Raw genomic sequence first — 23,926 nt, 5'->3', positions numbered from 1 at the left:
GGCTCGGCTTCCGTTACCGCCGCTTGAAGCTCTGCTTGGCGATGGTGAGCGTGACGGTGCGGCCGACCTCGGCCGACCCTTCCATGCTGTGGGCCTTGAGCTCTGCACCGACGCCGGTGAGCCGCAGCCCGGCCGGATCGTCGGGCAGGCTCCAGCTCTGCGTGTCGGCATGGAAGGTCAATGGCAGGTCGAAGCGCCCGCCGGCGCCGGCCAAAAAGGCGTTGATCTGTCCGACCGTGCCGGCCTTGGTCTGGTCGAGCCTGACGCGGTAGAGCGCGCGCCGCCCGATCAGGTCGAGCTCGACACCGACGACGAGATGCTCGGCCGGATGGCGGGTGAAGATGCTGGTCGAGGAGACGCTGCGGCGGTCGATCGTGGCCTCGGCGCTCATGCGCGCGATACCGCCGGCGTCGGTCGACAGGCGCTGGCCTGCATCCGGGGCGCTGGCTTCGGCTTCAGAGCCGATCGCAACCCTGACAGCATGGCCGGCGAGCGGCTTGCCGGCCTCGTCGACGAGCTTCAGGGTGAGCTTGACCGGCTCGGCCCGCGCCGTCGCCGCCGTCAGGGAGAACAGGGCGAAGGCGGCGGCGCTCAGGGCAATCTTCATCACCCGGCGTTTCAGTCGCGCAGCAATTCGTTGATGCCGGTCTTGGCGCGGGTCTGGGCGTCGACCGTCTTGACGATCACGGCGCAGTAGAGCGAGGGGCCGGGCGTGCCATCGTTCAGCGGCTTGCCGGGCAGCGAGCCGGCGACGACCACCGAATAGGGCGGCACCTTGCCGACATGGACCTGGCCGGTGGCGCGATCGACGATCTTGGTCGTGGCCGAGATGAATACGCCCATTGCGAGCACCGAGCCCTCGCCGACGACCACGCCCTCGACGACCTCGGAGCGGGCGCCGATGAAGCAATTATCCTCGATGATGGTCGGGTTGGCCTGCAGCGGCTCGAGCACGCCGCCAATGCCGACGCCGCCGGAGAGGTGCACGTTCTTGCCGATCTGGGCGCAGGAGCCGACCGTCGCCCAGGTGTCGACCATGGTGCCGGAATCGACATAGGCGCCGATATTGACGAAGGACGGCATCAGAATGACGTTCGGCGCGAGATAGGAGCCCTTGCGCGCCGCAGCCGGCGGCACGACGCGGAAGCCGGCGGCGCGGAAGCGGTTCTCGCCCCAGCCGGCGAACTTCGAGGGCACCTTGTCCCAGAACACGCCCTCGCCGGGGCCGTGCGCCATGATCTCGTTGTCGGCGAGGCGGAAGGAGAGCAGCACCGCCTTCTTCAGCCACTGATGCGTGACCCATTCGCCGCCGATCTTCTCGGCGACGCGCACCTGGCCGGAATCGAGCAATTCGATCGCCTGCTCGACCGCCTCGCGGACCGCGCCCTTGGTGTTGATGCCGATCTCGGCCCGGTTCTCCCAGGCGGCGTCGACGGTGGCGGCGAGATCGGTCAGGGACATGGGGCGGCTCTCTCGTCACGGTCGGCCTTGTGCCGACTATCCACGTCTTGCGACGTGGATGAAAAGGGGAAGAGGTGGATGCTCGGGACGGGCCCGTGCATGGCGAGGGTGAGCGATGGCGGAAGCCTGCGGCTCCGTCAAGGCAAAGCGGAACGCGAGCGGCCCAGCCATGTTACAATGCTGAGTGGCTAACCGTACTGGAGGCGAAGATGACCCGGATCCTGATCGCTCTTCTCGCCCTCATCCTGATGGGGACGGCGCTCGCCCAGGCACGGCCGCAATCGCCGGCGCGCAGCTGCGCCGCCAATCGCCAGAGCGTCATCGCCAATGGCGCGATCGTACTCGGCACCGGCGGCTATACCTATGACCGCTTCGTGGCCCATCGCGGCTTCTGCCAGTTCGATGAAATTGCCGATCCGGCCTGGGTGCCCGCTCGCGACACGCCGCAATGCTTCGTCGGCTATCGCTGCAAGAACGCCTCGCCTTGGGACGACTGAGACGGGTTCAAAAGCCCGTGCGCTGACGGATCGCCGCCGCCAGCGTGCCATCGTCGAGATAGTCGAGCTCGCCGCCGACCGGCACGCCATGGGCAAGCTTGGTCACCTTGACCTGAAGATGCGCCAGGAGGTCGGTGATGAAATGCGCCGTGGTCTGGCCTTCGACCGTGGCGTTGAGCGCGAGGATGACTTCCTTCACCGCCGGATCGGAGGCACGCGCGACCAGCGCATCGAGCGAGAGGTTCTCGGGCCGGATGCCGTCGAGCGCCGAGAGCACGCCGCCGAGCACATGATAGCGCCCGCCGACCGCGCCGGAGCGCTCCAGCGCCCAGAGATCGGCGATATCGGCGACGACCACGATCAGGCTCTCGTCGCGGCGCGGATCGCGGCAGAGCCCGCACGGGTCGCTGGTGTCGACATTGCCGCAGGTCGAGCAGACGACGATGCGTTCGCGCGCCACCGCCATCGCTTCGGCCAGCGGTCCGAGCAATTGCTCGCGCTTCTTGACGAGGTGGAGCGCGGCGCGCCGGGCCGAACGCGGTCCTAGGCCCGGCAGCTTGGCCAGGAGCTGGATCAGGCGCTCGATCTCGGGGCCAGCTATGGCTTTCGACATGGGTCTCGGGGCGTCATGGTCGGCCTTGAGCCGACCATCTCAGGACGAGAGGGCATTCTGCAAGAGATGCTCGGGTCAAGCCCGAGCATGACGCTCAGAACAGCTTCATGCCGGGCGGGATCGGCAGGCCACGGGTGACCTCGGCCATCCGCTCCTGCACCGAACGTTCGGCCTTGTTGCGGGCATCGTTGCTGGCGGAGATGACGAGGTCCTCGAGAATCTCCTCCTCGCCCTGAACCATCAGGCTCGGGTCGATCTTCACCGATTTCAGCACGTTCTTGGCGGTCATCACCACCTTGACCAGACCGCCGCCGGCCGAGCCCTCGAATTCGAGGGTCTCGAGCTGGGCCTGCATCTCGGCCATCTTCTTCTGCATGTCCTGCGCCTGCTTCATCAGGCCCATCATGTCGCGCATGGTAGCGCTCCCTTGTCAGTTGTCGGTCCAGAATTCGACGCCGTCGAAATCGGGCTCGCTGTCGTCGAAGAGCGGCTCGATTTCGGGCAGGTCCTCGTCACCGCCTGTGGTTGCAGCAGGCGCTTCAGCCTCCGCCGCGCGCGGATCGCGGACGTCGACGATGCGCGCGCCCGGGAAGCGCTCCATCACCGCGCGCACGGCCGGGTGGTTGGCGGCGTCGTTCTCACGCTTGTCGCGCGCTGCCGCCGCCTGCTCGCGCAGCGTCGCCGTGCCCTCGGCATTGACGACGGCGACCAGCCAGGTCTGGCCGGTCCATTCCTTCAGCCGCTTCGACAGATCGTTGGCGAGCATGCGGTTGCCGTGCTCGGCCAGCGCAAACTCGATCCGGCCCTGCTCGAAGCGTACCAGCCGGACATCGCGCTCCAGCGCCAGCTTCATGGTGATGTCGCGCTGGCGCGAGGCGAGCGCGACGACCTCCTCGAAGCTCTGCGGCTGCGGCAGGGCGCTTGCCCGCGTCTGCACGGTGGGCGCCGCGGTGGGCATCGGATTGGCGCTGGCGAGCACCGGGCGGGCCGCGAGCGCGGTCGCGCCGCCGCCCGAGGGCGGACGCGGCGCGGCGGAGCCGTTTCCGCCGACGGCACCGCTGCCGTCGCGCAGCATCCTGAGCGCCTCGTCCGGCGTCGGCAGGTCGGCGGCATGGGCGAGACGCACCAGCGCCATCTCGGCCGCCATCACCGGCCGGTCGGCCTGGCGGACCTCGCCGACCGCCTTCAGCAGCATCTGCCAGGCCCGCGCCAGCACGCGGACCGACAGGCGCTGAGCGAAGTCGGCGCCGCGCACGCGCTCGGCCTGGGAGAGGCTGTTGTCCTTGGCGGCCTCGGGCACGAGCTTGAGGCGCGTCACCAGATGGCTGAATTCGGCGAGGTCCGAGAGCACGACGGCGGGGTCGGCGCCGGCATCGTATTGCGCCCGAAGCTCGGTCAGCGCTCCGGCGATGTCGCCCTTCATCGTGAGTTCGAACAGGTCGATGACGCGCGCCCGGTCGGAGAGGCCGAGCATGTTGCGGACCTCGTCCAGCGTGATCCTGCCGCCGGCATGGGCGATCGCCTGGTCGAGGATCGAGAGCGAATCGCGCACCGAGCCCTCGGCGGCCCGCGCCACCGCGGCGAGCGCCTCCTCCTCGGCCTCGATGCCTTCAGCCCGGCAGATCCTGTCGAGATGGCCGACGAGCAGGGCAGCATCGACGCGGCGCAGGTCGAAGCGCTGGCAGCGCGACAGCACCGTCACCGGCACTTTCCGGATCTCGGTGGTGGCGAAGATGAACTTGGCGTGCGGCGGCGGCTCCTCCAGCGTCTTCAGGAAGGCGTTGAAGGCGCCTCCCGAGAGCATGTGGACCTCGTCGATGATGTAGACCTTGTAGCGCGCGCTGGTCGGGGCGTAGCGCACGGCGTCGTTGATCTGGCGGACATTGTCGACGCCGTTGTTCGAGGCGGCGTCGATCTCCATCACGTCGATATGGCGGCCCTCGACGATCGCCTGGCAATGCACGCCGAAATTCGTGAGATCGGTGGTCGGCGCGCCGCTGCCGTCGGCATTTTGGTAGTTCAGCGCCCGCGCCAGGATGCGCGCTGTCGTGGTCTTGCCGACGCCGCGCACGCCGGTCAGCATCCAGGCCTGCGGGATGCGGCCGGCGGCGAAGGCGTTGGTCAGCGTGCGGACCATGGCGTCCTGGCCGATCAGGTCGCCGAAATGCGCCGGCCGGTATTTGCGCGCCAGCACGCGATAGCCGGCGGGCGCTGCGGCCGGGGCTGGCGGCGGGGCCATGCCGGGGAAGCCCGGCTCGTCGGCGGGGACGGTCTCGTCGGTCATGCCCCTGCTTTCGCCAATCGCGGCGCGGCGGTCAACGCCGCATCTGCCGCAGGCGGCGCGAACACGTCAGCAATGTGAGAATAAGGCGCGTCGCGAGCGGCGCTGAAGTAGGAGGTTGGACGAAGACCCGTTCGGTCTCGTTACGGCTGCTTCCTTCCGGACCTGACCGGGTTGGCGAGTGAGACGTCCCTCGCCAACCTCCCGAGCGCTATATCGGCGCTTTGGCGGGCGAGCGCAAGTCCGCGGCAAAATGCGCCGCTGCGACGGCGCGGCGCAGGCGTTTCAGCATTGACTCAGGTCTCCCCATCCGCCATAAGCCCGCGACCTGCGCTGCCTACCGGGCGGCGCGGACCCTTTTTGCATGACAGGCCTGGCTGGCATCGGCTTTCCTGCGAAAGCTGTGCTCGCCCTGCCGATCAAGGCCCCGGAGACGGACCGTGAAGAGAACCTATCAACCCAGCAAGCTGGTGCGTAAGCGCCGCCACGGCTACCGCGCCCGCATGGCGACCAAGGGCGGCCGCAAGGTCATTGCCGCCCGTCGCGCCCACGGCCGCAAGCGTCTGTCGGCCTGATGAGCTCAAGGCGCGCGGTCAAGGCGCGCCCGTTCCGGAAGACTGGCCAACCGCCATGCGCCTCGCCCGTCTGACGCAACGCAAGGACTTTCTCGCGGCGGCCGAGCACGGCCGCCGTTTTCGTTCGTCCGCCTTCACCGCGCAGGTCCTCGACAAGCCGGAGCAGGAAAGCCTGCGCCTCGGGCTGACCGCCTCGCGCAAGACCGGCAACGCTGTGGTGCGCAACCGCATCCGCCGGCGCCTGCGCGCTGCCGCCGCGCTCGCTTTGGCGGAGCAGACCGGCAAGCCCTGCGACCTCGTGATCGTCGCGCGGCCCGAGACCGTGAACGCGGCATTCACGGTCATGGTCGACGACATTGCGATCGCGCTCGACCGTGCCCGCCCGAGCAGCGGCAAGCGCCGCCCCGATCGGCGCTCATCTCCGCGCCAAGCCTCATAAGGCCCGTCAGGGCCGCCAGCGAGACCGTTTTCAGACGATGATGAAAGAAGATAACCGCAACCTGCTGCTGGCGATCACGCTCTCGGTCGTCGTGCTGCTCGGCTGGCAGTATTTCTACGGCCTGCCGCAGGCCGAGAAGCAGAAGCAGATCGCCCAGCAGAACCAGCAGACGCAGAGCCAGCAGGCGACGCAGCCCTCCGGGGCGCCTACCGCCTCCGGCGCCGCTCCGGCGCCCGGCGCTGTACCGGCCCAACCCGGCCAGGCGCCGGTCACGGCGGCCCCTGCCGCAGCGACCCGCGAAGCGGCGCTCGCCGCCGGTCCGCGCCTCAAGATCGACACGGGGAAGATCGCCGGCTCGCTCTCGCTGACCGGCGCACGCATCGACGACGTCTCGCTCAAGGCCTATCACGAGACGGTCGACCCGAAGAGCCCGATCATCGTGCTGCTCTCGCCCGCCGGCGGGCCCAACGCCTACTACTCCGATTTCGGCTGGGTCGCCGGGCCGGGCGCCAATGTCCCGCTGCCGAACGCCGCGACGGTCTGGACGGCCGACAGCGATGTCCTGACCTCGGCCAAGCCGGTGACGCTCACCTGGGACAACGGCCAGGGCCTCACCTTCAAGCGCACCATCGCAGTCGACGACAACGCCATGTTCTCGATCCGCGACGAGGTCGAGAACAAGGGCGCGAACGCAGTCTCGCTCTACCCCTATGGCCAGGTCGTGCGCGTCGGCAAGCCGGCGACCCTCGGCTACTACGTGCTGCATGAGGGCATGATCGGCTCGCTCGGCGAGCAGGGCCTGCAGGAGTACACCTACGACGCCATCGACAAGGAGCCGGCGCTCGGCTCGGCGACGCATGGCAAGGCCTGGAAGGATGTCGTCGGCGGTTTCGTCGGCATCACCGACAAGTACTGGGCCGCGGCCGCGATCCCGGACCAGGGCAAGAAGTACGAGGGCCGCTACTCCTCGGTGCAGACCGGTTCGGTGCGCACCTACCAGGCCGACTTCCTCGGCGAAGCTGTCAATGTCGCGCCGGGCGCCTCGGCCAGCGCCTCCTCGCGCCTGTTCGCCGGCGCCAAGGAAGTCGCGGCGATCGACGGCTACGAGAAGAACCAGGGCATCAAGCGCTTCGAGCTGATGATCGACTGGGGCTGGTTCTACTTCATCACGAAGCCGATGTTCTACGTGATGGACTGGGTCTACAAGCATGTCGGCAATTTCGGCATCGCCATCCTGGTCGTCACCGTCCTGCTGAAGCTGCTGTTCTTCCCGCTCGCCAACAAGTCCTACGCCTCGATGGCGAAGATGAAGGCGGTCCAGCCGGAGATGATGGCGATCCGCGAGCGCTATGCTGACGACAAGATGAAGCAGCAGCAGGCGCTGATGGAGCTGTACAAGACGCAGAAGATCAACCCGCTCGCCGGCTGCTGGCCGGTGCTGGTGCAGATCCCGGTCTTCTTCGCGCTCTACAAGATCCTGTTCATCACCATCGAAATGCGGCACGCGCCGTTCTATGGCTGGATCAAGGACCTTGCCGCGCCCGATCCGACCAATCTCTTCAACCTGTTCGGCCTCCTGCCCTTCACGCCGCCGGCCATGCTGCATCTCGGCATCTGGCCGATCCTGATGGGCATCACGATGTTCGTGCAGATGAAGATGAATCCGGAGCCGCCGGATCCGGTCCAGAAGATGATGTTCACCTGGATGCCGGTGTTCTTCACCTTCCTGCTCGGCTCGTTCCCGGCCGGCCTGGTGATCTACTGGAGCTGGAACAACCTGCTCTCGGTCGCCCAGCAGGGCTACATCATGCGCAAGCACGGCGTGAAGATCGAGCTCTGGGACAATCTCAAGGGCATGTTCAGCAGGAAGCCGGCCGAATCGACGGCGAGCGCCACGGCGCCGAAGCCCGCGAACAGCAACAAGAAATAAGGCGCGGGGCGAGAGCCCCGACCGCAACGACATGAAACGCCGGATGCCTCCTGGGCTCCGGCGTTTTGCGTTTGCTGCCAGGTTTGCGCCGCTTCACGGCTTGTCCCTGATGATGGCGATGTGCTTAGTGCCGGGCCATGCCTCTTCCCGACCCGAAAACCCGCCATCCGATCGCCGGCTGGAAGGGCACGGCCTTCCTCAAGGCCATCGTGGATCACCCGCTCGTGGAGGTCGGCGACTACTCCTATTACGACGACTCGCGCGGCCCGGAGCATTTCCTCGCCCGCTGCGTGCGCTATCATTTCGACTTCATCGGCGACCGGCTGATCATCGGCAAGTTCGTCGCGATCGCCCAGGCGGCGCAGTTCATCATGAACGGCGCCAACCATCCGATGGGCGGCTTCTCGACCTACCCGTTCGGCATGTTCGGCTTCGAGAACGTGCCGGACTTCACCCGTGACGGCCTTGGCTTGCGCGGCGACACCGTGATCGGCAACGATGTCTGGATCGGCCGCGAGGCGGTGATCATGCCGGGCGTCAGCATCGGTGACGGCGCGATCATCGGCACCCGCGCGCAGGTTTCCCGCGACGTTCCGCCCTATGCCGTCGTCGTCGGCAATCCCGGCCGCGTCGTGAAGATGCGCTTCCCGCCGGAAGTGGTCGCGGCGCTGCTCGAGATTCGCTGGTGGGACTGGGAGCCGGAAAAGATCGCGCGCAACCTGCCATTGATCGCGGGCGCGGACATCGACGCGCTGCGCGCCGCCGTGTAGGCAGGGGCGATGACCACAGATCAGACTACGCCCTTCAGCGACGACGAACTCGAATCCGCCCGAAAACTGTTCGAGGGCCCATGGGACTTCGTCTGGGCCTCGACCCGGATCGACGACCTGCCGCCCATGGTCGGGCAGGAGATCGCTTTCGCCGGCCGCTCCAATGTCGGCAAGTCGAGCCTGATCAATGCGCTCACTCGCCGCAATGCCTTGGCGCGGACTTCGCACACGCCGGGCCGGACCCAGCAGCTCAATTTCTTCCGGCAGGTCGGCCATGACGAGCGGCTGACCGTCGTCGACATGCCCGGCTATGGCTATGCTGCGGTCGGCAAGGAGAAGGTCGCGGCCTGGACCAGGCTGATCCATGATTATCTGCGCGGCCGCGCCAATCTGATGCGCGTCTACGTCCTGATCGACGCCCGCCACGGCCTGAAGGATGTCGACGACGACGTCCTGAAGACGCTCGACAAGGCGGCGGTGTCCTATCAGGTGATCCTGACCAAGGGCGATGCGCTCAAGAAGTCCGAGCAGGAGGCGACGATCGCGGCGACGGCGGAGAAGATCAGGCGCCGCCCTGCCGCCTTCCCCGAGGTGCTGCTGACCTCCAGCGAGAAGGGTCTCGGCATCCCCGAGTTCCGGGCGGCGATCGCAAGGGCGCTGGCCGAGCGCGCCTAACGATCAAGGCAGGTTCTCGCGCAGCACGATCTCGATGGCGGGCCGAGCCGTGCCCTCGGCTGCCGGCCGCCCGGCGCGCAGATTGGCGAAGATCGAAACGCAGCTCATCAGCGTCGCGAGCGGCTGCTGGGTGATGACCGCGTCCATGGTGCCGTCGACGAGCAGGCCGCGCGTCTCCGGCGTCAAGCCGTGGCCGACGAAGACCACATCCTGCCGCCCGGCCTCCTTCAGCGCCCGGGCGATGCCCTCCGGCCCCCCGCCGATATTGTAGATGCCGGCGAGGTCCGGATGCTGGCCGAGCAGGGTCTTGGTCTGGCGGTAGTTCTTGGCCTCGTCGTCATGGCCTTCGCGCAGGCCGACAACCTTGATGTCCGGATAGAGCTCCTCGAAGAGATGCAGGAAGCCCATCTCGCGCTCCTCATGGGCGCGGTAGCTCAGGCTGCCGGCGATCATGGCGACTTTGGCGACCTTCGCCCGGCGCGGCCCGATGAAGCGGGCGATGAGCTGCCCCGCCGTGCGCCCGGCGGCGCGGTTGTCGAGCCCGACATAGGCGGCCCGGGCGGTATTGGCGATGTCCGAGATCAGCGTGACGCTCGGCACGCCGCGCTCGGCGAGGGCATCGACCGCCTCGCGCACCATCGGATGCTCCAGCGCCATGAAGGCGACGCCGTCGACCTCGCGGCCGATCCGCCGGAGCTCGTGGGCGAGCAACTCCGGCTTGAAGCTCTCGATATGCTCGACACGGGCGCGCATGTTGAAGGAGGCCAGCTGGCCCTGCGAGCCGGCGATCAGCCGGCCGAGCAGGCCGAGGAAACGGTTGTTGCCAGCCGGCAGCAGGAAACCGAGCCGCAAGGGACGGAGCGCGCTCGCCGGCAGGGCGCCCTCCATGACATAGCCGAGCTCGCCCGCTGCCTTCAGCACGCGCTGCACCGTCGCAGGCCGCACGCCTGGCCGCTGGTTGAGCACCCGGTCGACCGTCGCGGTCGATACCCCGGCCAGGCGCGCGACATCCTCGACCCGCGCCATCTGGCGGCGGCGCGGCACCTCATCGGCAAGCTTGGGTATCGGCGCATTCATTCAATCAAAAACCATCAGAAAATGAGCTTGAAGACCATCAGAGGCGATTTCTATGCTGAGCGTCAAGCACTCAAGAGCGATCAAATCGCATCAGTCGTCCAGGGAGGACATCATGACCGGACCGAGCCGCCGCACGCTCATCAAGGGCCTCGCCGCCGCCCCCGCCGCATCGCTGATCGGCATGCCAATGATCGCGCGCGCCGCCGAGATCGAGCTGAAATACGGCAACAACCTGCCGCTCAGCCACCCGCTCAACATCCGCGCCCAGCAGGCGGCCGAGCGCGTCGCCAAGGAGACCAACGGGCGGGTCGAGATCAAGATCTTCCCGAACAATCAGCTCGGCGGCGACACCGACATGCTGAGCCAGGTCCGCAATGGCGGCATCACCTTCTTCACCCCGTCGGCGCTGGTGATCGCGACGCTGGTGCCGGTCGCGGCGATCAATGCGGTCGGCTTTGCCTTCGCTGATTACGACCAGGTCTGGAAGGCGATGGACGGGCCGGTCGGCGCGCATGTCCGCGCCGCCATCGAGAAGGTCAATCTCTATGCCTTCGAGAAGATGTGGGACAACGGCTTCCGCCAGATGACCACCTCGGGCAAGGCGATCGAGCAGGCGGCCGACATGGCCTCGCTGAAGATCCGCGTACCGGTCTCGCCGCTCTCGATCTCGATGTTCAAGGCGCTCGGCGCGGCGCCGGCCAGCCTGCAGTTCTCAGAAGTCTATTCGGCCCTGCAGACCAAGGTGGTCGACGCGCAGGAGAACCCGCTGCCGATCATCCAGGTCGCCAAGCTCTACGAGGTCCAGAAGAGCTGCGCGGTCTCGAACCATATCTGGGACGGCTTCTGGTTCATCGCCAATGGCCGCGCCTGGCGCGGCCTGCCTGCTGACATCCAGAAGATCGTGGCGTCCGCGATCAACGATGCCGGCGTCGCCCAGCGCGGCGACATCAAGAGCCTCAACGAAACCGTGCAGGCCGATCTGCAATCCAGGGGGCTTGCCTTCAACAAGACCAACCCCGACAGCTTCCGGGCCAAGCTCCGCGACGGCGGGTTCTACAAGGAATGGCAGGAGCGCTTCGGCGCCGAGGCCTGGGGCCTGCTCGAAGGAGCGGTCGGCAAGCTCGCCTGAGCCCTGCCGGGACCGGATCTCGAGGACACGCCATGGACGTTCACGCCGTCACCCTGCCATCGCCGGCCATGCCGGCGACCGGCCTCGGTCGCCTCGCCGACAGGCTCGATCGTGCCGTCGGCACGGTGGTCGAGCTCGTCGCGGCCGTGCTCGTCCTCGCCGAGATCATCATCCTCGGAGCGGGCGTCACCGCCCGCTATGCCTTCCACGCACCTTTGGTCTGGTCGGACGAGCTCGCCTCGATCCTGTTCCTGTGGCTCTCCATGCTCGGCGCGGTGGTGGCGCTGCGCCGTGGCGAGCACATGCGCATGACCGGGCTCGTCACCCGCGTCGGGCCACAGGCGCGCCTCCTGCTGGAGGCGCTCGCCATCACCGCCGCGATCGCCTTCCTGGTGATGATCCTGCCGGACGCGCTCGAATACGCCGAGGATGAGCGCTTCATCGTCACGCCAGCGCTGGAGATCGCCAATTCCTGGCGCGCCGCGGCGCTGCCGATCGGCATCGTGCTGATGCTGTTCGCCGCCTTCTGCCGGCTGCTGCGCTTCGGTGCCTGGAAGACCGTCGCGCTCGCGGTCGGGATCACGGTGGCGCTCGTCATCCTGTTCTGGCTGCTCGGCCCGGCGCTGAAGCCGCTCGGCAAGCTCAATCTGGTGATCTTCTTCGTCGGCGTCGTCGCGGCTAACGTCTTCGCCGGGGTGCCGATCGCCTTCTCCTTCGCGCTCGCCACCTTCGGCTATCTCTCGCTGACGACCTCGACGCCCATGGTCGTGATGGTCGGCCGGCTCGACGAGGGCATGAGCCATCTCATCCTGCTCGCCGTGCCGCTGTTCATCTTCCTCGGCGCGCTGATCGAGATGACCGGCATGGCGCGCGCCATGATCCAGTTCCTGGCCTCGCTGCTCGGCCATGTCCGTGGCGGCCTGTCCTATGTGCTGGTCGGCGCGATGTATCTGGTCTCCGGTATTTCCGGCTCGAAGATCGCCGACATGGCGGCGATCGCCCCGGTGCTGTTCCCGGAGATGCAGAAGCGCGGCGCCAAGCCCGGCGACCTCGTCGCGCTGCTCTCGGCGACGGGCGCTCAGACCGAGACGATCCCGCCCTCGATCGTGCTGATCACCATCGGCTCGGTCACCGGCGTCTCGATCGCGGCGCTGTTCACCGGCGGCATGCTGCCTGCGGTCGTGCTCGGCATCGCGCTCTGCTTCGTCGTCTGGTGGCGCAACCGAGGCGAGGATCTCAGCCACGTCACCAAATATTCGAAGCGCGAGATCGGCAAGCTCTGCCTGATCGCGGCACCCGCGATCGCGCTACCCTTCGTCATCCGCGCCGCCGTCGTCGAGGGCGTCGCCACCGCGACCGAGGTCTCGACCATCGGCATCGCCTATGCGGTGCTGGCCGGCATCCTGATCTACCGGCAATTCGACTGGCGCCGGCTCAAGCGCATGCTGGTCGACACGGCATCGCTCACCGGCGCGATCATCTTCATCATCGGCTGCGCCACGGCGATGGCCTGGGGGCTGACGCAATCGGGCTTCTCGCAGGACCTCGCCAGGATCATGGCGGCGGTGCCCGGCGGTACCTGGGGCTTCCTCACCATCTCGATCGTCGCCTTCGTCATCCTCGGCAGCGTGCTCGAGGGCATCCCGGCGATCGTGCTGTTCGGACCGCTGCTCTTCCCGATCGCTAAGCAGATCGGCGTGCACGAGGTGCACTACGCCATGGTCGTGATCTTCGCGATGGGCATCGGGCTTTTCGCCCCGCCCTTCGGCGTCGGCTATTACGGCGCCTGCGCGATCTCGAAGATCAATCCCGACGAGGGCCTGAAATACATCTGGGCCTATGTCGCCGCCCTTCTGGTTGGCCTCGTCGTCGTCGCCGCCGTGCCGTGGTTCTCCATCGGCTTCCTCTAGGCATCTTCGCAGGAAAGCACCCATGAGCCGTCATTTTGGCCAGATCCGTCAGGCCGGCTATGTCGTCCCCGATATCGAGGCGGCGATGGACTATTGGAGCCGGGTGCTCGGCGTTGGCCCATTTTTCTACAATCCAAAAGTCCCGATCCGGAACTATCGCTACAAAGGCGAGGCCTATGAGCCGCATAATTCAGTGGCGCTCGCCAATTCCGGCCCGCTGCAGATCGAACTGATCCAGTGCCGCAACGCCGTGCCGTCCATGTACAAGGACTTCACCGATGCCGGGCATTCCGGCCTGCAGCATGTCGCCTACTGGACCTCGGACTATGATGCCGACCTCGAGCGGCTCCTCGCCGAAGGCTTCAAGCCGGTGATGTCGGGCGAGGTCGGCGAGCGCGGCCGCTTCATCTATTTCGACACGCATTACCATCCCGGCACGGTGATCGAGTTGTCCGAGGTCGCCGGCCCCAAGGGCGAGATGTTCCGGCTGATCCGCGAGGCGGGCGAGAACTGGGACGGCAAGGACCCGGTGCGTCCGTTCCCCGATCTCAGCAAGCTCTGAGCGATCATGGCGACCTTCGGTCATTGCGAGGAGGCGAAGCCGACAAAGCAATCCAGAAGGATTGCGCGAGACCTCCTGGATTGCTTCGCTACGCTCGCAATGACGGGAGCGACGACTTCGGAACATGACCATGGCGACTGACCGCTTCACAGCCACCTATCTGATCGAGACGCCGCTCGATCCACGCAAGGTCGCGGACGTCATGGCCGGCGAGCAGTCGAGCGGCACCTTCACCCGCGTCGCCGGCGAGACCGACGAATTGCGCGACCGAACCCGCGCCGTCGTCATCGCGGTCGAGGACCTCGGTAGCGCTGCCGAGCCGAGCCTGCCCAATGCCTGGCTGGCACGGAAAGGCGTCAGCGGACCATGGCGCCGTGCCCGGATCACGCTCTCCTTCCCGGTCGACAATGTCGGCGCCAATCTGCCGACGCTGGCCTCGATCGTCGCCGGCAACCTGTTCGATCTCGGCGAGGTCACGGGCCTGCGCCTAGAGAGCATGGCCCTGCCGACGGCCTATCGCCGCCTCTTCCCGCTGCCGACGCGCGGCATCGCCGGCACCCGCCGGGCGACTGGCGTCATACAGGGGCCGATGATCGGCTCGATCATCAAGCCCAATGTCGGCCTGCGCCCCTATGAGACCGCCGAGCTGGTCGGCAAACTCTGCGCCGCCGGGCTCGACTTCATCAAGGATGACGAGATCTGCGCCGATCCGGTGCATGCGCCGCTGGCCCAGCGCGTGCCGGCGGTGATGGCCGCGGTGCGCCGCCATCAGGACCGCACCGGCAAGGCGGTGATGGTCGCCTTCAACATCACCGCCGAAACCGACCAGATGCGCCGCCATGCCGAGCTGGTCGAGCGTGAGGGCGGCACCTGCGTCATGGTCAGCCTGAACTGGTGCGGCTTCTCGGCGGTCGAGACTCTGCGCCGCTCGACCAGCCTCGCTCTGCACGGCCACCGCAACGGTTTTGGCGCGCTCTCGCGCCATCCTTTGCTCGGCATCGGCTTCCAGGCCTACCAAACCCTCTGGCGGCTCGCCGGCGTCGACCACATGCATGTGCATGGCTTGCAGGGCAAGTTCGCGCAGGAGGACGAGGAAGTCGTGACCTCCGCGAAAAACTGCGTCACGCCGCTCACCGATGGCATCGACGACCGCGTCCTGCCGGCCTTCTCCTCCGGGCAATGGGCCGGCACGGCGCAGCCGACCTGGGATGCGCTCGGCCATGACGACCTGCTGTTCATGGCCGGCGGCGGCATTCTCGCCCATCCCGGCGGCCCGGCGGCCGGCGTCGCCAGCATCCGCCAGGCCTGGCAGGCGGTCGCGGCCGGCGTGCCGCTGAGCGACGCGGCGAAGAGCCAGAACGAGCTCGCGCAGGCGCTCGCCTTCTTCGGCAAGGGCGGCGGCTGAGCATGGCTGAGGCAGGCCCACGCTACGGCTGGTATGGCGACGACTTCACCGGCGCGACCGATACGCTCGCGACATTGGCGGAAGCCGGACAGCGCGCTCTGCTCTTCCTGCGCATTCCGACATCCCAGCAGCTCGCCAGTGCCGGTGCGCTCGACGCAGTCGGCATCGCCGGCGCGACGCGGGCGATGGCGCCGGAGGCGATGGCGCGAGAGCTGGACGAAGCCGGGCGCTTCTTCGCCGCGCTCGGGATCGGCCTGCTGCACTACAAGTGCTGCTCGACCTTCGACAGCGCCCCTGCGGTCGGCAGCCTCGGTGCGGCGGCGCGCGCCTTGCGGCCGCATTTCCCGAACCCGCTGCTGCCGGTGATCGGCGGTCAGCCCAATCTCGGGCGCTACTGCCTGTTCGGCACTCTCTTCGCCGCGGCCGGAGCCGGCGGCGCGGTCCACCGCATCGACCGGCACCCGACCATGAGCGTCCACCCGGTGACGCCGATGGGCGAGGCTGACCTACGCCGGCATTTGGCGGCGCAGGGGCTGGAGTGCGTCGCGCTCGTCGATTATCGGAGCCATGAGGGTGATGGAGCCGGACAGGCGCTCGATGCAGCGCTGGCTGGAGAGCCTCAGGCCGTGCTCTTCGATGTCTCGCGCCCGTCGGATCTCACGGCGATCGGCGTTCTGCTGCGCGAGCGGCTGAGCGCGGGCCCGATGCTCGCGATCGGCGCGAGCTCGGTGGCGCAGGCTTTCGCCGGCTTCCCGCAGACTGCACAGCCGGCAATGCCGAAGCTCGTGCGAGCCGGTTCCGGCGGCAACCTGCTCGCCCTGGTCGGCAGCCTGTCGCCAGTGACCCGCACTCAGGTCGAGCTCGCCGAGGGCTATGACCGGATCGCGATCGACCCGGCGCAACTGACCAACGAGCCCGCTTACCTCGACGCACTACGCGCCGAGGCGCTCGCTCGCCTCGCCGAATGCAATGTCATGCTGATCACCGACAAGCCGGCCAATGCACCAGCCGAAACCGGCAAGGTCGCCGCCGCCACTGGGGCGTTGCTGCGCGCGATCATGAACGAGGCGAAGGTCGCGCGGCTGGTCGTCGCCGGCGGCGACACCTCGACGCTGGCGATCCGCGCGCTCGACCTCTGGGGCCTGTCGTATCGCTCGCCCTGCACGCCGGGCGCGCCGCTCTGCCGCGCCCATAGCGACGATCCCCGCTTGGACGGCCTCGATATCGTGCTCAAGGGCGGCCAGATGGGCACGCCCGACTTCTTCAATCGCGTCGCCGAGACAGCTTGAGCCGGTCCGCGCTTACGGGCAGACGAAGCCCCCCTGATTGTCGGGCACGCAGCGTGAGCCGTTCGGCAGGTTGAGCGCGCCGGAGCGGTCACGCCGGACATAGGCGCCATTGGGCAGGCTGAAGCCGCCGTTCTGATCGGTCTGGACGCGCGTCCCATCGGGCAGCTGAAGGCCACCGGCACCGTCGCTGACAATGCGCTTGGTCATCACGGTGGCGCCGGGCGCAGGACTGGGTGCCAGGCCGGGAGGCGGGGCGCCGAAGCGTTGCGGCTGCGAGCAACCCGCCGCGATACCGGCGAGGCCGATAGCACCGGCCACGATGAATGCGCGTCTCATCCCAATCCGCCTCCTCAATATCGCTTCATCAAATCCGCAGTCTCCGACAGGTCCGGGCTGCGGTCCAGCGCACCGCCGCGTGCGCGGCGGCAGGATCGACCAGTGATTGTGCCGCTTTCATGACGAGTAGGTCGGCTTCCGACGCATGGCCGGGAGGATTGCCTAGCCGCCCCTTTATCCGCGACAGTTCCATCCGGGACGGACGCCGGAGACAAGAAGCGCATGGTCGACTGGACGAAGGGGCGCGCCGAGGCACAGGCGATCGCCGAGCCCTGGACGCGGCAAGGCGGGCCGGGCGGCGCCATCGTGCTGTTCGACCGCGACGGCGTGCGCGAGAGTGCGAGCGGCGGCTTTGCCGTGATCGAACATCGCCTGCCCTTCACCGCCGATACGCAGAACCGGCTGGCCTCGATCAGCAAGCATATCTGCGCGGCCCTGCTGCTGCGCGAAGGCGTGCCGCTGGAGGAAACCCCCGGCAGCTTCATCCCGGAGCTGCCGGAAGCGCTGGGCACAGTGCCGCTCGGCCGGGCGCTCGACATGACCGGCGCGCTGCCGGACATGATGGAGGCGCTCTGGCAGCAGGGCACGCCTTTCACCGCGAATCTCAGCGCCGCCGAGATCTTCGCCTCCGCCTGCCGCCTGCCCGGGCTCAATGCTGAGCCCGGCACGGAGATGGCGTACTCCAACACCGGCTGGCGCCTGGCGCAGGTGATCCTCGAACGCCGAACCGGCAGGAGCGCGGCGCAACTGGTCGAAGAGCTGATGGCGCCGGCCGCGCTGCCGATCCGCTTCGTTTCCGACGAAAGCGAGGTCGTCCCCGGCCTCGCCACCGGCTACTGGCATGACGGGCAGGGCTGGCGGCGCGGTTTCTACGGCTTCAACTTCTCGGCCTCGGGCGGCATGGCCGGCAGCGCGGCGGGGCTGGCGCGCTGGGCTGCCGGCCTGATGGCCGGGCGCGGCTCCCAAGCCGGCCTGCTCGACCGGCTCACCGCGCCACGCCAATTCGAGGATGGCAGCGAGAGCCTCTACCGGCTCGGCCTGGTCGCGACGCAGCTCGGCGCTACACGGGTCATCGGCCATGGCGGCTCGCTCACCGGCTACCGCAACCACATGCTGATGGCCCCGGAGCAGGGCGTCGGCGTCGTTGTCCTGACCAATCGCGAGGAGGACGCGCTCTGGCCGGCCCTGCGCACGCTGGCGGCGCTGCTCGGCGAGGACTTGCCGGGCGATCCCGAGCGCGTTCCGACCGGGCTCTACGCCGCCGAAGACGGGCCGTTCTGGGCCGAATTCGCCGGCAGCGCGATCAGCTTCATGGGCGGCTATGAGAAGCTCGTCTCGGATGGCGAGGGCGGAATGCGCAGCCTGCCGGCCTATCTCGACATCAGGCTGAGGACCGAAGCCGATGGCGCACTAGTGGGCAAGATCGGCGGCGTTGCACGCCGGCTGCTGCCGGTGCCGGCCGAAACCGCGCTCGATGAGCGCCTCGTGGGGCGTTGGCGTGATGACCGGCTCGGCGTCGCGATCGCCATCCGCGCCGACGGTACGGCATCCTGGCCCTGGGCCGGTACGATCGGCCGTGAGACCCGGCTGACGCCGTTGCCCGGGGGGCGGGCGCTGGCCGATCTCAGGCATGGCCCGTGGCGACACCGGCCTTGCCTCTGGCTGCCGCCGGACGGAAGCTTGCGGCTCGCCGGCCATCGTTCGCGCATCCTACATTTCCAACGCATCGAGGGAGGCCAATCATGACCCGTTCCCGTCTTGCCGCGACACTCATCGGCACGGCCGCGCTGTTGCTCGCCGCCGGCGCAGAGGCACAGCCGGCGCCGAAGAATGTGCTGCGGGTCGCGCCACATGCCGATCTCAAGACGCTCGATCCGGTCGCCGCCTCGATCGTCATCACCCGCATGCACGGGCTGATGATCTACGAGACGCTGTTCGCCTGGGACGCCAACCTCCAGCCCAAGCCGCAGATGGTCGAGAGCTTCTCGACTGCGCCGGACGGGCTCAGCTGGACCTTCACGCTGCGGCCGGGCCTGAAATTCCATGACGGCCAGCCGGTGACCACCCGCGACGTCATCGCCTCGCTGACACGCTGGATGAAGCGCGACACGATCGGCGGCAAGCTCGGCGAGTACACGGACGGCATGGAGGCGAAGGACGAGCGGACCTTCGTGCTCAAGCTGAAGAAACCGATGGCGCTGGTGCCGTTCGCGCTCGGCTCGGCCGTCGGCCAGATCCCGGTGATCATGCGCGAGGCCGAAGCCACGACCGACCCGATGAAGCCGGTGACCGAGACGATCGGCTCCGGCCCGTTCAGGTTCAACCGCGCCGAATGGCGCAGCGGCGCCAAGATCGTCTACGACAAGAACCCCGACTATGTGCCGCGCGCCGAGCCTGCCGACGGGCTCGCCGGCGGGCGCGTCGTCAAGGTCGACCGGGTCGAGTGGATGATCATGCCCGACGCGGCGACGGCGGCAGCCGCCTTGCAGACCGGCGAGATCGACATCTGGGAACAGCCGAGCCAGGACCTGATCCCGGTGGTTGCCGCAGCCAAGGACGTCAAGGTCGAGCGCTATTCCAACCTCGCCAACCAGGTGATGCTGCGGCCGAACAGCCTGCATCCGCCCTTCGACAATCCGAAGGCGCGGCTCGCTCTGGCCTATGCCACCGACCAGGCCGAGTTCCTGGCTGGCGGCTTCGGCGACGAGGAATGGTGGAAGCGCTGCGCCGCCTATTTCATCTGCGGAGCGCCCAATGGCACGCAGGCCGGGACGGAAGGCTATGCCAAGCCCGATCTGGAGAAGGCGAAGCAGTTGCTGGCGGAGGCCGGCTACAAGGGCGAGAAGCTGGTGCTGACCACCAGCAACGACATCGCCGCGATCGGCCGGATGGCCGAGGTCGCCGCCTCCCAGCTCAAGAAGGCCGGCGTCAATGTCGACGTCCAGTTCTCCGACTGGGGCACCGTCACCACCCGCCAGCAGAACAAGAGCCCGCCGGACCAGGGCGGCTGGAACCTGTTCGTGACCTATGCTTCTGGCGCGACCATGCAGTCGCCGATGACCAATATCGGCACCAACATGGCCTGCGAGAAGGCCTGGGCCGGCTGGCCCTGCGACTCCGAAGCGGAGAAGCTGCGCGGCGCCGTGGTCGATGCGCCCGACGATGCCGCCCGCAAGGCCGCGGTCGAGGCGCTGCACAAGCGCCTAGCCGAGATGCAGCCCTATCGCGTGCTCGGCCAGTTCGACCAGCCCTATGCCCGGCGCGCTACCGTCTCGGGCGTGCTCGCCGCGCCGGTGATGCTGTTCTGGAACGTCGAGAAGAAGTGAGGCCGACGCGGCGTTAACCGGTTCCTGACCGATTGCGGACGAGACTCAGGCGGAACGATTCGCCTTCTTAGTCTCGTGAGAGCGTAATGGGTCAGGTCCTGATGGGTCAGGTGTTGCAGTTCCGTTTGAAGCCGCCCGCCGTCGAGCATGACGGCGATGCGCTCGATCTCATGTCGGCGATCGACTTCGCCCTGCGCGACCTCGCCGACATCACCCCGCACATCCTGCACGAGCCCAGCCGCGAGCAGGCCCGGCAATGCCGGCAGATGCTGCAGGACGCCTTCGACGCGGCGCTGCGTGTCGGCTGAACTCAGTCTCGCCTGACGTCGACGACATAGCCCTCGTCATTGATGACGACGCGGATGTCTTCGCCCTCATCGTCGGTGCCCGAGACGATCCACATGCCGCGACGGCGACCGACGTTCTCGACATCGACGACGCCGCGACGGCGGGCGATGCGGACAGCATCGCGTCGGCTGATGCCGTAGTCATCGTCCTCGTCATAGGTCGGCGCCGGCACCCGGGGCGGGCGCGGCGGCGCGATGGGCACCTCGGGTGGCGGAACCTCGATCGGTGGCGGCACGGCGCGCGGCGGCGCACCGACCCCGCCGCTCAACGCCTGCGCAAGCGCCGGCGCGGCCGGAACGAGGCCGAGGCAGGCGGTCAGGACGAAGCGACGGGTCAGCATGGCCGATCTCCAGCGGAGGTTCGCCTTTGCGTAGGCAGAGATTGGGTCAGAATCTGGTCGGGATTGCGGGCGAACCTTGCCTGTGACAGGCATCGCTCGGGGCGAGAGGAGATGCGGCGCATGCAGCCAGCCTGGGCGATCGGCCTGATGACCGGAACGGTCCTCGACGGCAATATCGACATCGCCGCCATCCGCACGGACGGTGCTGTTGTCGCCGAATTCGGGCCGTGGCGGCTTTCGCCCTATCGCCAGGAGGTTCGCGGTTTGCTGGCGGAGGCCGTAAAGGCAGCGCTCGGCTGGCGTTTCGAGGGACCGGAGCCGGCGATCTTCGCTGAGGCCGAACGTGCCCTGACGCTGGCGCAAGGCGAAGCCGTCGCCGAGTTCCTCGCCGCGGAAGGAATCGCTGCCAGCGATGTCGCGGCCATCGGCTTCCACGGCCAGACCGTGCTGCATCGCGCCCCGACCAGGGAACGCCAGGGCGACACCCGCCAGCTCGGCGACGGGGCGCTGATGGCTGGGAAGCTCGGCATCGATGTCGTCTATGATTTCCGTACCGCCGATGTGCGCGCCGGCGGCCAGGGCGCGCCGCTCGTCGCGAGCTACCACGCCGCGCTGATGCGCAGCCTCGGCGCGGGACAGGAAACCGCCGTGCTCAATCTCGGCGGCGTCGGCAATCTCAGCGCCTTCGCCGACGCGACCCAGGTGCTGGCCTTCGACACCGGGCCGGGCAATGCGCCGCTGAACGACTGGATCAAGCAGCATGGCAAGGGCGAGATGGATCGCGACGGCGCCTTCTCGCTCGCCGGCACGGTCGACGAGGAGAGGCTCGCGCGCCTGCTCGAACACCCCTACCTCTTCGCGCCCTATCCGAAATCGCTCGACCGCCATGATTTCACTGCCGCCATGGCCGAAGGCCTCTCCTTCGAAGACGGTGCGGCGACGCTGACCGCCTTCACCGCCGGCGCGGTCGGGCGCGGACTCGACCTGCTTCCGGCCAGGCCGCAAAGGCTGATCGTCTGCGGCGGCGGGCGGCGCAATCCAGCGATCATGGCGGCGCTCAATGCCCGCACCGGCACCGAGACGATTCCGGCCGAGGCCGTCGGCTGGCGCGGCGACGCGATCGAGGCGGAATGCTTCGCCTTCCTCGCCATGCGCCGCAAGGCCGGCCTGCCGATCTCCTTCCCGCTGACCACCGGCGTGCCGGCGCCGATGACAGGAGGGAAAATTGCCCACGCAGATTGACAGCAATGTCATCCCCGACGTTTAGAGAGGGCCATGAGCAAGTTCGCCTTCGAGCCCCTCGCCATTCCGGCTGTCGTGCTGGTCCGCCCGAAGAAGTTCGGCGATGCGCGCGGCTACTTCATGGAAACCTATAGCTCCGAGGCCTTTGCGGCCGCGGGCATCGATGCCGCCTTCGTCCAGGACAACCAGTCGCTCTCGGCAGCGCGCGGCGTCGTACGCGGTCTGCATTTCCAGGCACCGCCCGCGCCGCAGGCCAAGCTGATCCGGGTGCTGAGGGGCGCGGTCTTCGACGTCGCCGCCGATATCCGCGTGGGGTCGCCGAGCTATGGCAGATGGTGCGCGGCGACGCTCACGGCAGATGGCGCGGAGCAGCTCTTCGTGCCGCGCGGCTTCGCCCATGGCTTCTGCACGCTCGAGCCCGGCACCGAGGTCGTCTACAAGGTCGACGGCCCCTACGCGCCTGAGACCGAGGGCGGTATCGCCTGGAACGACCCAGAGCTTGCGATCGACTGGCCGATCGCAACGGGCGAGGCGCAGCTCTCCGGCAAGGACGCCGTCCTGCCCGGCTTTGCCGGCTTCACCAGCCCATTCCGCTACGAGGCCCAGCCGTGAAGCGCTATCTCGTCACCGGTGGCGCCGGCTTCATCGGCTCGGCCGTGGTACGCCATCTGATCCGGCAGACGCCGCACCAGGTTCTGGTCGTCGACAAGCTCACCTATGCCGGCAATCGCGACAATCTCAGCTCCGTCTCGAACGATCCGCGCCTCGCCTTCCTGCAGGCCGATATCGGCGATGCGGCGGCGATGCGGCAGGCCTTCGCCGAGTTCAGGCCCGACATCGTCATGCATCTCGCCGCCGAGAGCCATGTCGACCGCTCGATCGATGGCCCCGCCGCCTTCATCGAGACCAACATCGTCGGCTCCTTCGTGCTACTGCAGGAAGCATTGCGGCACTGGCGCTCGCTTGCGCCGGCGGAGCAGACAGGCTTCCGCTTCCACCAGATCTCGACCGACGAGGTCTTCGGCTCACTCGGCGAGGACGGGCTGTTCAGCGAGACCTCGCCCTACCAGCCGAACTCGCCCTATTCGGCCTCGAAGGCGGCCTCGGACCATCTCGCGCGCGCCTGGCACCACACTTACGGGCTGCCGGTCGTGCTCTCGAACTGCTCGAACAATTACGGGCCCTATCACTTCCCCGAGAAGCTGATCCCGCTGATGATTCTCAACGCGCTCGAGGGCAAGGAGCTGCCGGTTTACGGCTCGGGCGCCCAGGTCCGCGACTGGCTGCATGTCGAGGACCACGCGCGGGCACTCGCCTTGATTGCCGAGCGCGGCCGGATCGGCGAGAGCTACAATGTCGGCGGCTCGGCGGAGCGCAGTAATCTTCAGGCGGTCAAGGCGATCTGCGCGCTGATGGATGAGCTTGCGTCCGATGCCGCGATCGGCCCGCGCGCGAGCCTGATCCGCTTCGTCGCCGACCGGCCGGGCCACGACCAGCGCTATGCGATCGATGCCTCCAAGATCGAGCGCGAGCTCGGCTGGCGGCCGCAGGAGAGCTTCGAAAGCGGGTTGCGCAGCACGGTCACCTGGTATCTGGAGAACCGCGACTGGTGGAGCCGGATCCGCTCCGGCGTCTATCGCGGCGAACGCCTCGGGGCCGGCTGACTGGTCTGAAAGCTGCGACCTCGCGCCGCTATCACCCGCTTGTCATTGGCTTTTCCC

25 protein-coding genes and 1 other RNA gene are annotated in these 23,926 nt (G+C 67.9%); 17 read left to right on the top strand and 9 right to left on the bottom strand.

Going from position 1 to position 23,926, the window contains the following annotated elements; all coding sequences use genetic code 11:
• Positions 1-13: 13 nt before the first annotated feature.
• The gene (locus AC07O0_RS16785; RefSeq protein WP_494624819.1) at positions 14-607 is read right to left on the bottom strand and encodes a hypothetical protein; all 594 of its coding nucleotides are present in this window, start codon (positions 605-607) and stop codon (positions 14-16) included.
• A gap of 11 nt (positions 608-618) precedes the next feature.
• The gene (gene dapD, locus AC07O0_RS16780) at positions 619-1,461 is read right to left on the bottom strand and encodes a 2,3,4,5-tetrahydropyridine-2,6-dicarboxylate N-succinyltransferase (RefSeq protein WP_494624818.1); all 843 of its coding nucleotides are present in this window, start codon (positions 1,459-1,461) and stop codon (positions 619-621) included.
• Between the two features lie 209 nt (positions 1,462-1,670).
• Here dapD and AC07O0_RS16775 point away from each other — a divergent pair, with 209 nt between their 5' ends.
• On the top strand, positions 1,671-1,958 hold the full coding sequence (locus AC07O0_RS16775) for a hypothetical protein (protein ID WP_454029245.1): 288 nt from the start codon (positions 1,671-1,673) through the stop codon (positions 1,956-1,958).
• Positions 1,959-1,965: 7 nt separating this feature from the next.
• On the opposite strand, the gene recR is transcribed toward AC07O0_RS16775, so the two are convergent.
• From recR to ffs, 4 genes are all read right to left on the bottom strand, one after another.
• Complete coding sequence (recR, locus tag AC07O0_RS16770) at positions 1,966-2,571, bottom strand: recombination mediator RecR (RefSeq protein WP_494624817.1); 606 nt, start codon at positions 2,569-2,571, stop codon at positions 1,966-1,968.
• A gap of 94 nt (positions 2,572-2,665) precedes the next feature.
• Entirely contained in the window at positions 2,666-2,986 is a 321-nt protein-coding gene (locus AC07O0_RS16765) for a YbaB/EbfC family nucleoid-associated protein (protein ID WP_454029244.1), read from the bottom strand.
• A 15-nt stretch (positions 2,987-3,001) separates the two neighbouring features.
• Complete coding sequence (locus tag AC07O0_RS16760; protein ID WP_494624816.1) at positions 3,002-4,855, bottom strand: DNA polymerase III subunit gamma/tau; 1,854 nt, start codon at positions 4,853-4,855, stop codon at positions 3,002-3,004.
• A 106-nt stretch (positions 4,856-4,961) separates the two neighbouring features.
• Positions 4,962-5,058, bottom strand: an RNA gene (gene ffs / locus AC07O0_RS16755) — signal recognition particle sRNA small type.
• Positions 5,059-5,292: 234 nt separating this feature from the next.
• Between ffs and rpmH the strand changes: the two genes are divergently transcribed.
• The 5 genes from rpmH (at position 5,293) to yihA (ending at position 9,241) form a co-directional block, all read left to right on the top strand.
• Positions 5,293-5,427 (top strand): 50S ribosomal protein L34, encoded by a 135-nt coding sequence (rpmH, locus tag AC07O0_RS16750; RefSeq protein ID WP_038364779.1) that lies wholly within the window; start codon positions 5,293-5,295, stop codon positions 5,425-5,427.
• Between the two features lie 55 nt (positions 5,428-5,482).
• Positions 5,483-5,866, top strand: coding sequence for a ribonuclease P protein component (gene rnpA / locus AC07O0_RS16745; protein ID WP_494624815.1), 384 nt, complete (start codon positions 5,483-5,485; stop codon positions 5,864-5,866).
• Positions 5,867-5,906: 40 nt separating this feature from the next.
• Entirely contained in the window at positions 5,907-7,796 is a 1,890-nt protein-coding gene (yidC, locus tag AC07O0_RS16740; protein ID WP_494624814.1) for a membrane protein insertase YidC, read from the top strand.
• A gap of 137 nt (positions 7,797-7,933) precedes the next feature.
• On the top strand, positions 7,934-8,566 hold the full coding sequence (locus AC07O0_RS16735) for a CatB-related O-acetyltransferase (protein WP_494624813.1): 633 nt from the start codon (positions 7,934-7,936) through the stop codon (positions 8,564-8,566).
• A gap of 9 nt (positions 8,567-8,575) precedes the next feature.
• Entirely contained in the window at positions 8,576-9,241 is a 666-nt protein-coding gene (gene yihA, locus AC07O0_RS16730; RefSeq protein ID WP_494624812.1) for a ribosome biogenesis GTP-binding protein YihA/YsxC, read from the top strand.
• A 3-nt stretch (positions 9,242-9,244) separates the two neighbouring features.
• Here the strand turns inward: yihA and AC07O0_RS16725 are convergent, their stop codons facing one another.
• Positions 9,245-10,318: a LacI family DNA-binding transcriptional regulator gene (locus tag AC07O0_RS16725; protein ID WP_494624811.1), complete on the bottom strand. Its 1,074-nt coding sequence runs from the start codon at positions 10,316-10,318 to the stop codon at positions 9,245-9,247.
• Positions 10,319-10,430: 112 nt separating this feature from the next.
• Here AC07O0_RS16725 and AC07O0_RS16720 point away from each other — a divergent pair, with 112 nt between their 5' ends.
• The 5 genes from AC07O0_RS16720 to AC07O0_RS16700 all read left to right on the top strand — a co-directional run bounded on the left by AC07O0_RS16720 (position 10,431) and on the right by AC07O0_RS16700 (position 16,613).
• Positions 10,431-11,447, top strand: a complete 1,017-nt coding sequence (locus tag AC07O0_RS16720; protein ID WP_494624810.1) for a TRAP transporter substrate-binding protein — start codon at positions 10,431-10,433, stop codon at positions 11,445-11,447.
• 32 nt (positions 11,448-11,479) lie between these two features.
• Positions 11,480-13,357: a TRAP transporter large permease gene (locus tag AC07O0_RS16715; RefSeq protein WP_494624809.1), complete on the top strand. Its 1,878-nt coding sequence runs from the start codon at positions 11,480-11,482 to the stop codon at positions 13,355-13,357.
• 22 nt (positions 13,358-13,379) lie between these two features.
• On the top strand, positions 13,380-13,919 hold the full coding sequence (locus AC07O0_RS16710; protein WP_494624808.1) for a VOC family protein: 540 nt from the start codon (positions 13,380-13,382) through the stop codon (positions 13,917-13,919).
• A gap of 124 nt (positions 13,920-14,043) precedes the next feature.
• Positions 14,044-15,324 (top strand): ribulose-bisphosphate carboxylase large subunit family protein, encoded by a 1,281-nt coding sequence (locus tag AC07O0_RS16705; RefSeq protein ID WP_494624807.1) that lies wholly within the window; start codon positions 14,044-14,046, stop codon positions 15,322-15,324.
• Positions 15,325-15,326: 2 nt separating this feature from the next.
• Positions 15,327-16,613 carry a four-carbon acid sugar kinase family protein gene (locus tag AC07O0_RS16700; protein WP_494624806.1) on the top strand — a complete coding sequence of 429 codons (1,287 nt, stop codon included), beginning with the start codon at positions 15,327-15,329 and terminating at the stop codon, positions 16,611-16,613.
• A 12-nt stretch (positions 16,614-16,625) separates the two neighbouring features.
• On the opposite strand, the gene AC07O0_RS16695 is transcribed toward AC07O0_RS16700, so the two are convergent.
• Positions 16,626-16,949, bottom strand: coding sequence for a hypothetical protein (locus tag AC07O0_RS16695; RefSeq protein ID WP_494624805.1), 324 nt, complete (start codon positions 16,947-16,949; stop codon positions 16,626-16,628).
• Positions 16,950-17,171: 222 nt separating this feature from the next.
• Between AC07O0_RS16695 and AC07O0_RS16690 the strand changes: the two genes are divergently transcribed.
• From AC07O0_RS16690 to AC07O0_RS16680, 3 genes are all read left to right on the top strand, one after another.
• Positions 17,172-18,695 (top strand): serine hydrolase domain-containing protein, encoded by a 1,524-nt coding sequence (locus AC07O0_RS16690; protein ID WP_494624804.1) that lies wholly within the window; start codon positions 17,172-17,174, stop codon positions 18,693-18,695.
• Positions 18,692-20,275, top strand: a complete 1,584-nt coding sequence (locus AC07O0_RS16685; RefSeq protein WP_494624803.1) for an ABC transporter substrate-binding protein — start codon at positions 18,692-18,694, stop codon at positions 20,273-20,275. The genes AC07O0_RS16690 and AC07O0_RS16685 overlap by 4 nt, the downstream gene beginning before the upstream one ends.
• 86 nt (positions 20,276-20,361) lie before the next feature.
• Entirely contained in the window at positions 20,362-20,583 is a 222-nt protein-coding gene (locus AC07O0_RS16680; RefSeq protein WP_494624802.1) for a hypothetical protein, read from the top strand.
• A 2-nt stretch (positions 20,584-20,585) separates the two neighbouring features.
• Here the strand turns inward: AC07O0_RS16680 and AC07O0_RS16675 are convergent, their stop codons facing one another.
• The gene (locus AC07O0_RS16675) at positions 20,586-20,963 is read right to left on the bottom strand and encodes a hypothetical protein (RefSeq protein WP_494624801.1); all 378 of its coding nucleotides are present in this window, start codon (positions 20,961-20,963) and stop codon (positions 20,586-20,588) included.
• A 120-nt stretch (positions 20,964-21,083) separates the two neighbouring features.
• On the opposite strand from AC07O0_RS16675, the gene AC07O0_RS16670 reads away from it, so the two are divergent.
• From AC07O0_RS16670 to rfbB, 3 genes are read left to right on the top strand one after another with little or no spacing between them, the layout of a single operon-like run.
• Positions 21,084-22,205 (top strand): anhydro-N-acetylmuramic acid kinase, encoded by a 1,122-nt coding sequence (locus AC07O0_RS16670; protein ID WP_494624800.1) that lies wholly within the window; start codon positions 21,084-21,086, stop codon positions 22,203-22,205.
• 33 nt (positions 22,206-22,238) lie between these two features.
• Positions 22,239-22,817 carry a dTDP-4-dehydrorhamnose 3,5-epimerase gene (gene rfbC / locus AC07O0_RS16665; protein WP_494624799.1) on the top strand — a complete coding sequence of 193 codons (579 nt, stop codon included), beginning with the start codon at positions 22,239-22,241 and terminating at the stop codon, positions 22,815-22,817.
• A complete protein-coding gene (gene rfbB, locus AC07O0_RS16660; RefSeq protein WP_494624798.1) occupies positions 22,814-23,869 on the top strand; it encodes a dTDP-glucose 4,6-dehydratase in 1,056 nt (351 codons plus the stop codon). Before rfbC ends, rfbB begins: the two co-directional genes overlap by 4 nt.
• Positions 23,870-23,926: the final 57 nt, after the last annotated feature.

It is taken from the genome of Allobosea sp. GW821-FHT10B12 (genome assembly GCF_059415545.1).
Note: the sequence above shows the minus strand (reverse complement) of the source record. Positions and strands in the feature narration are given on the sequence as shown.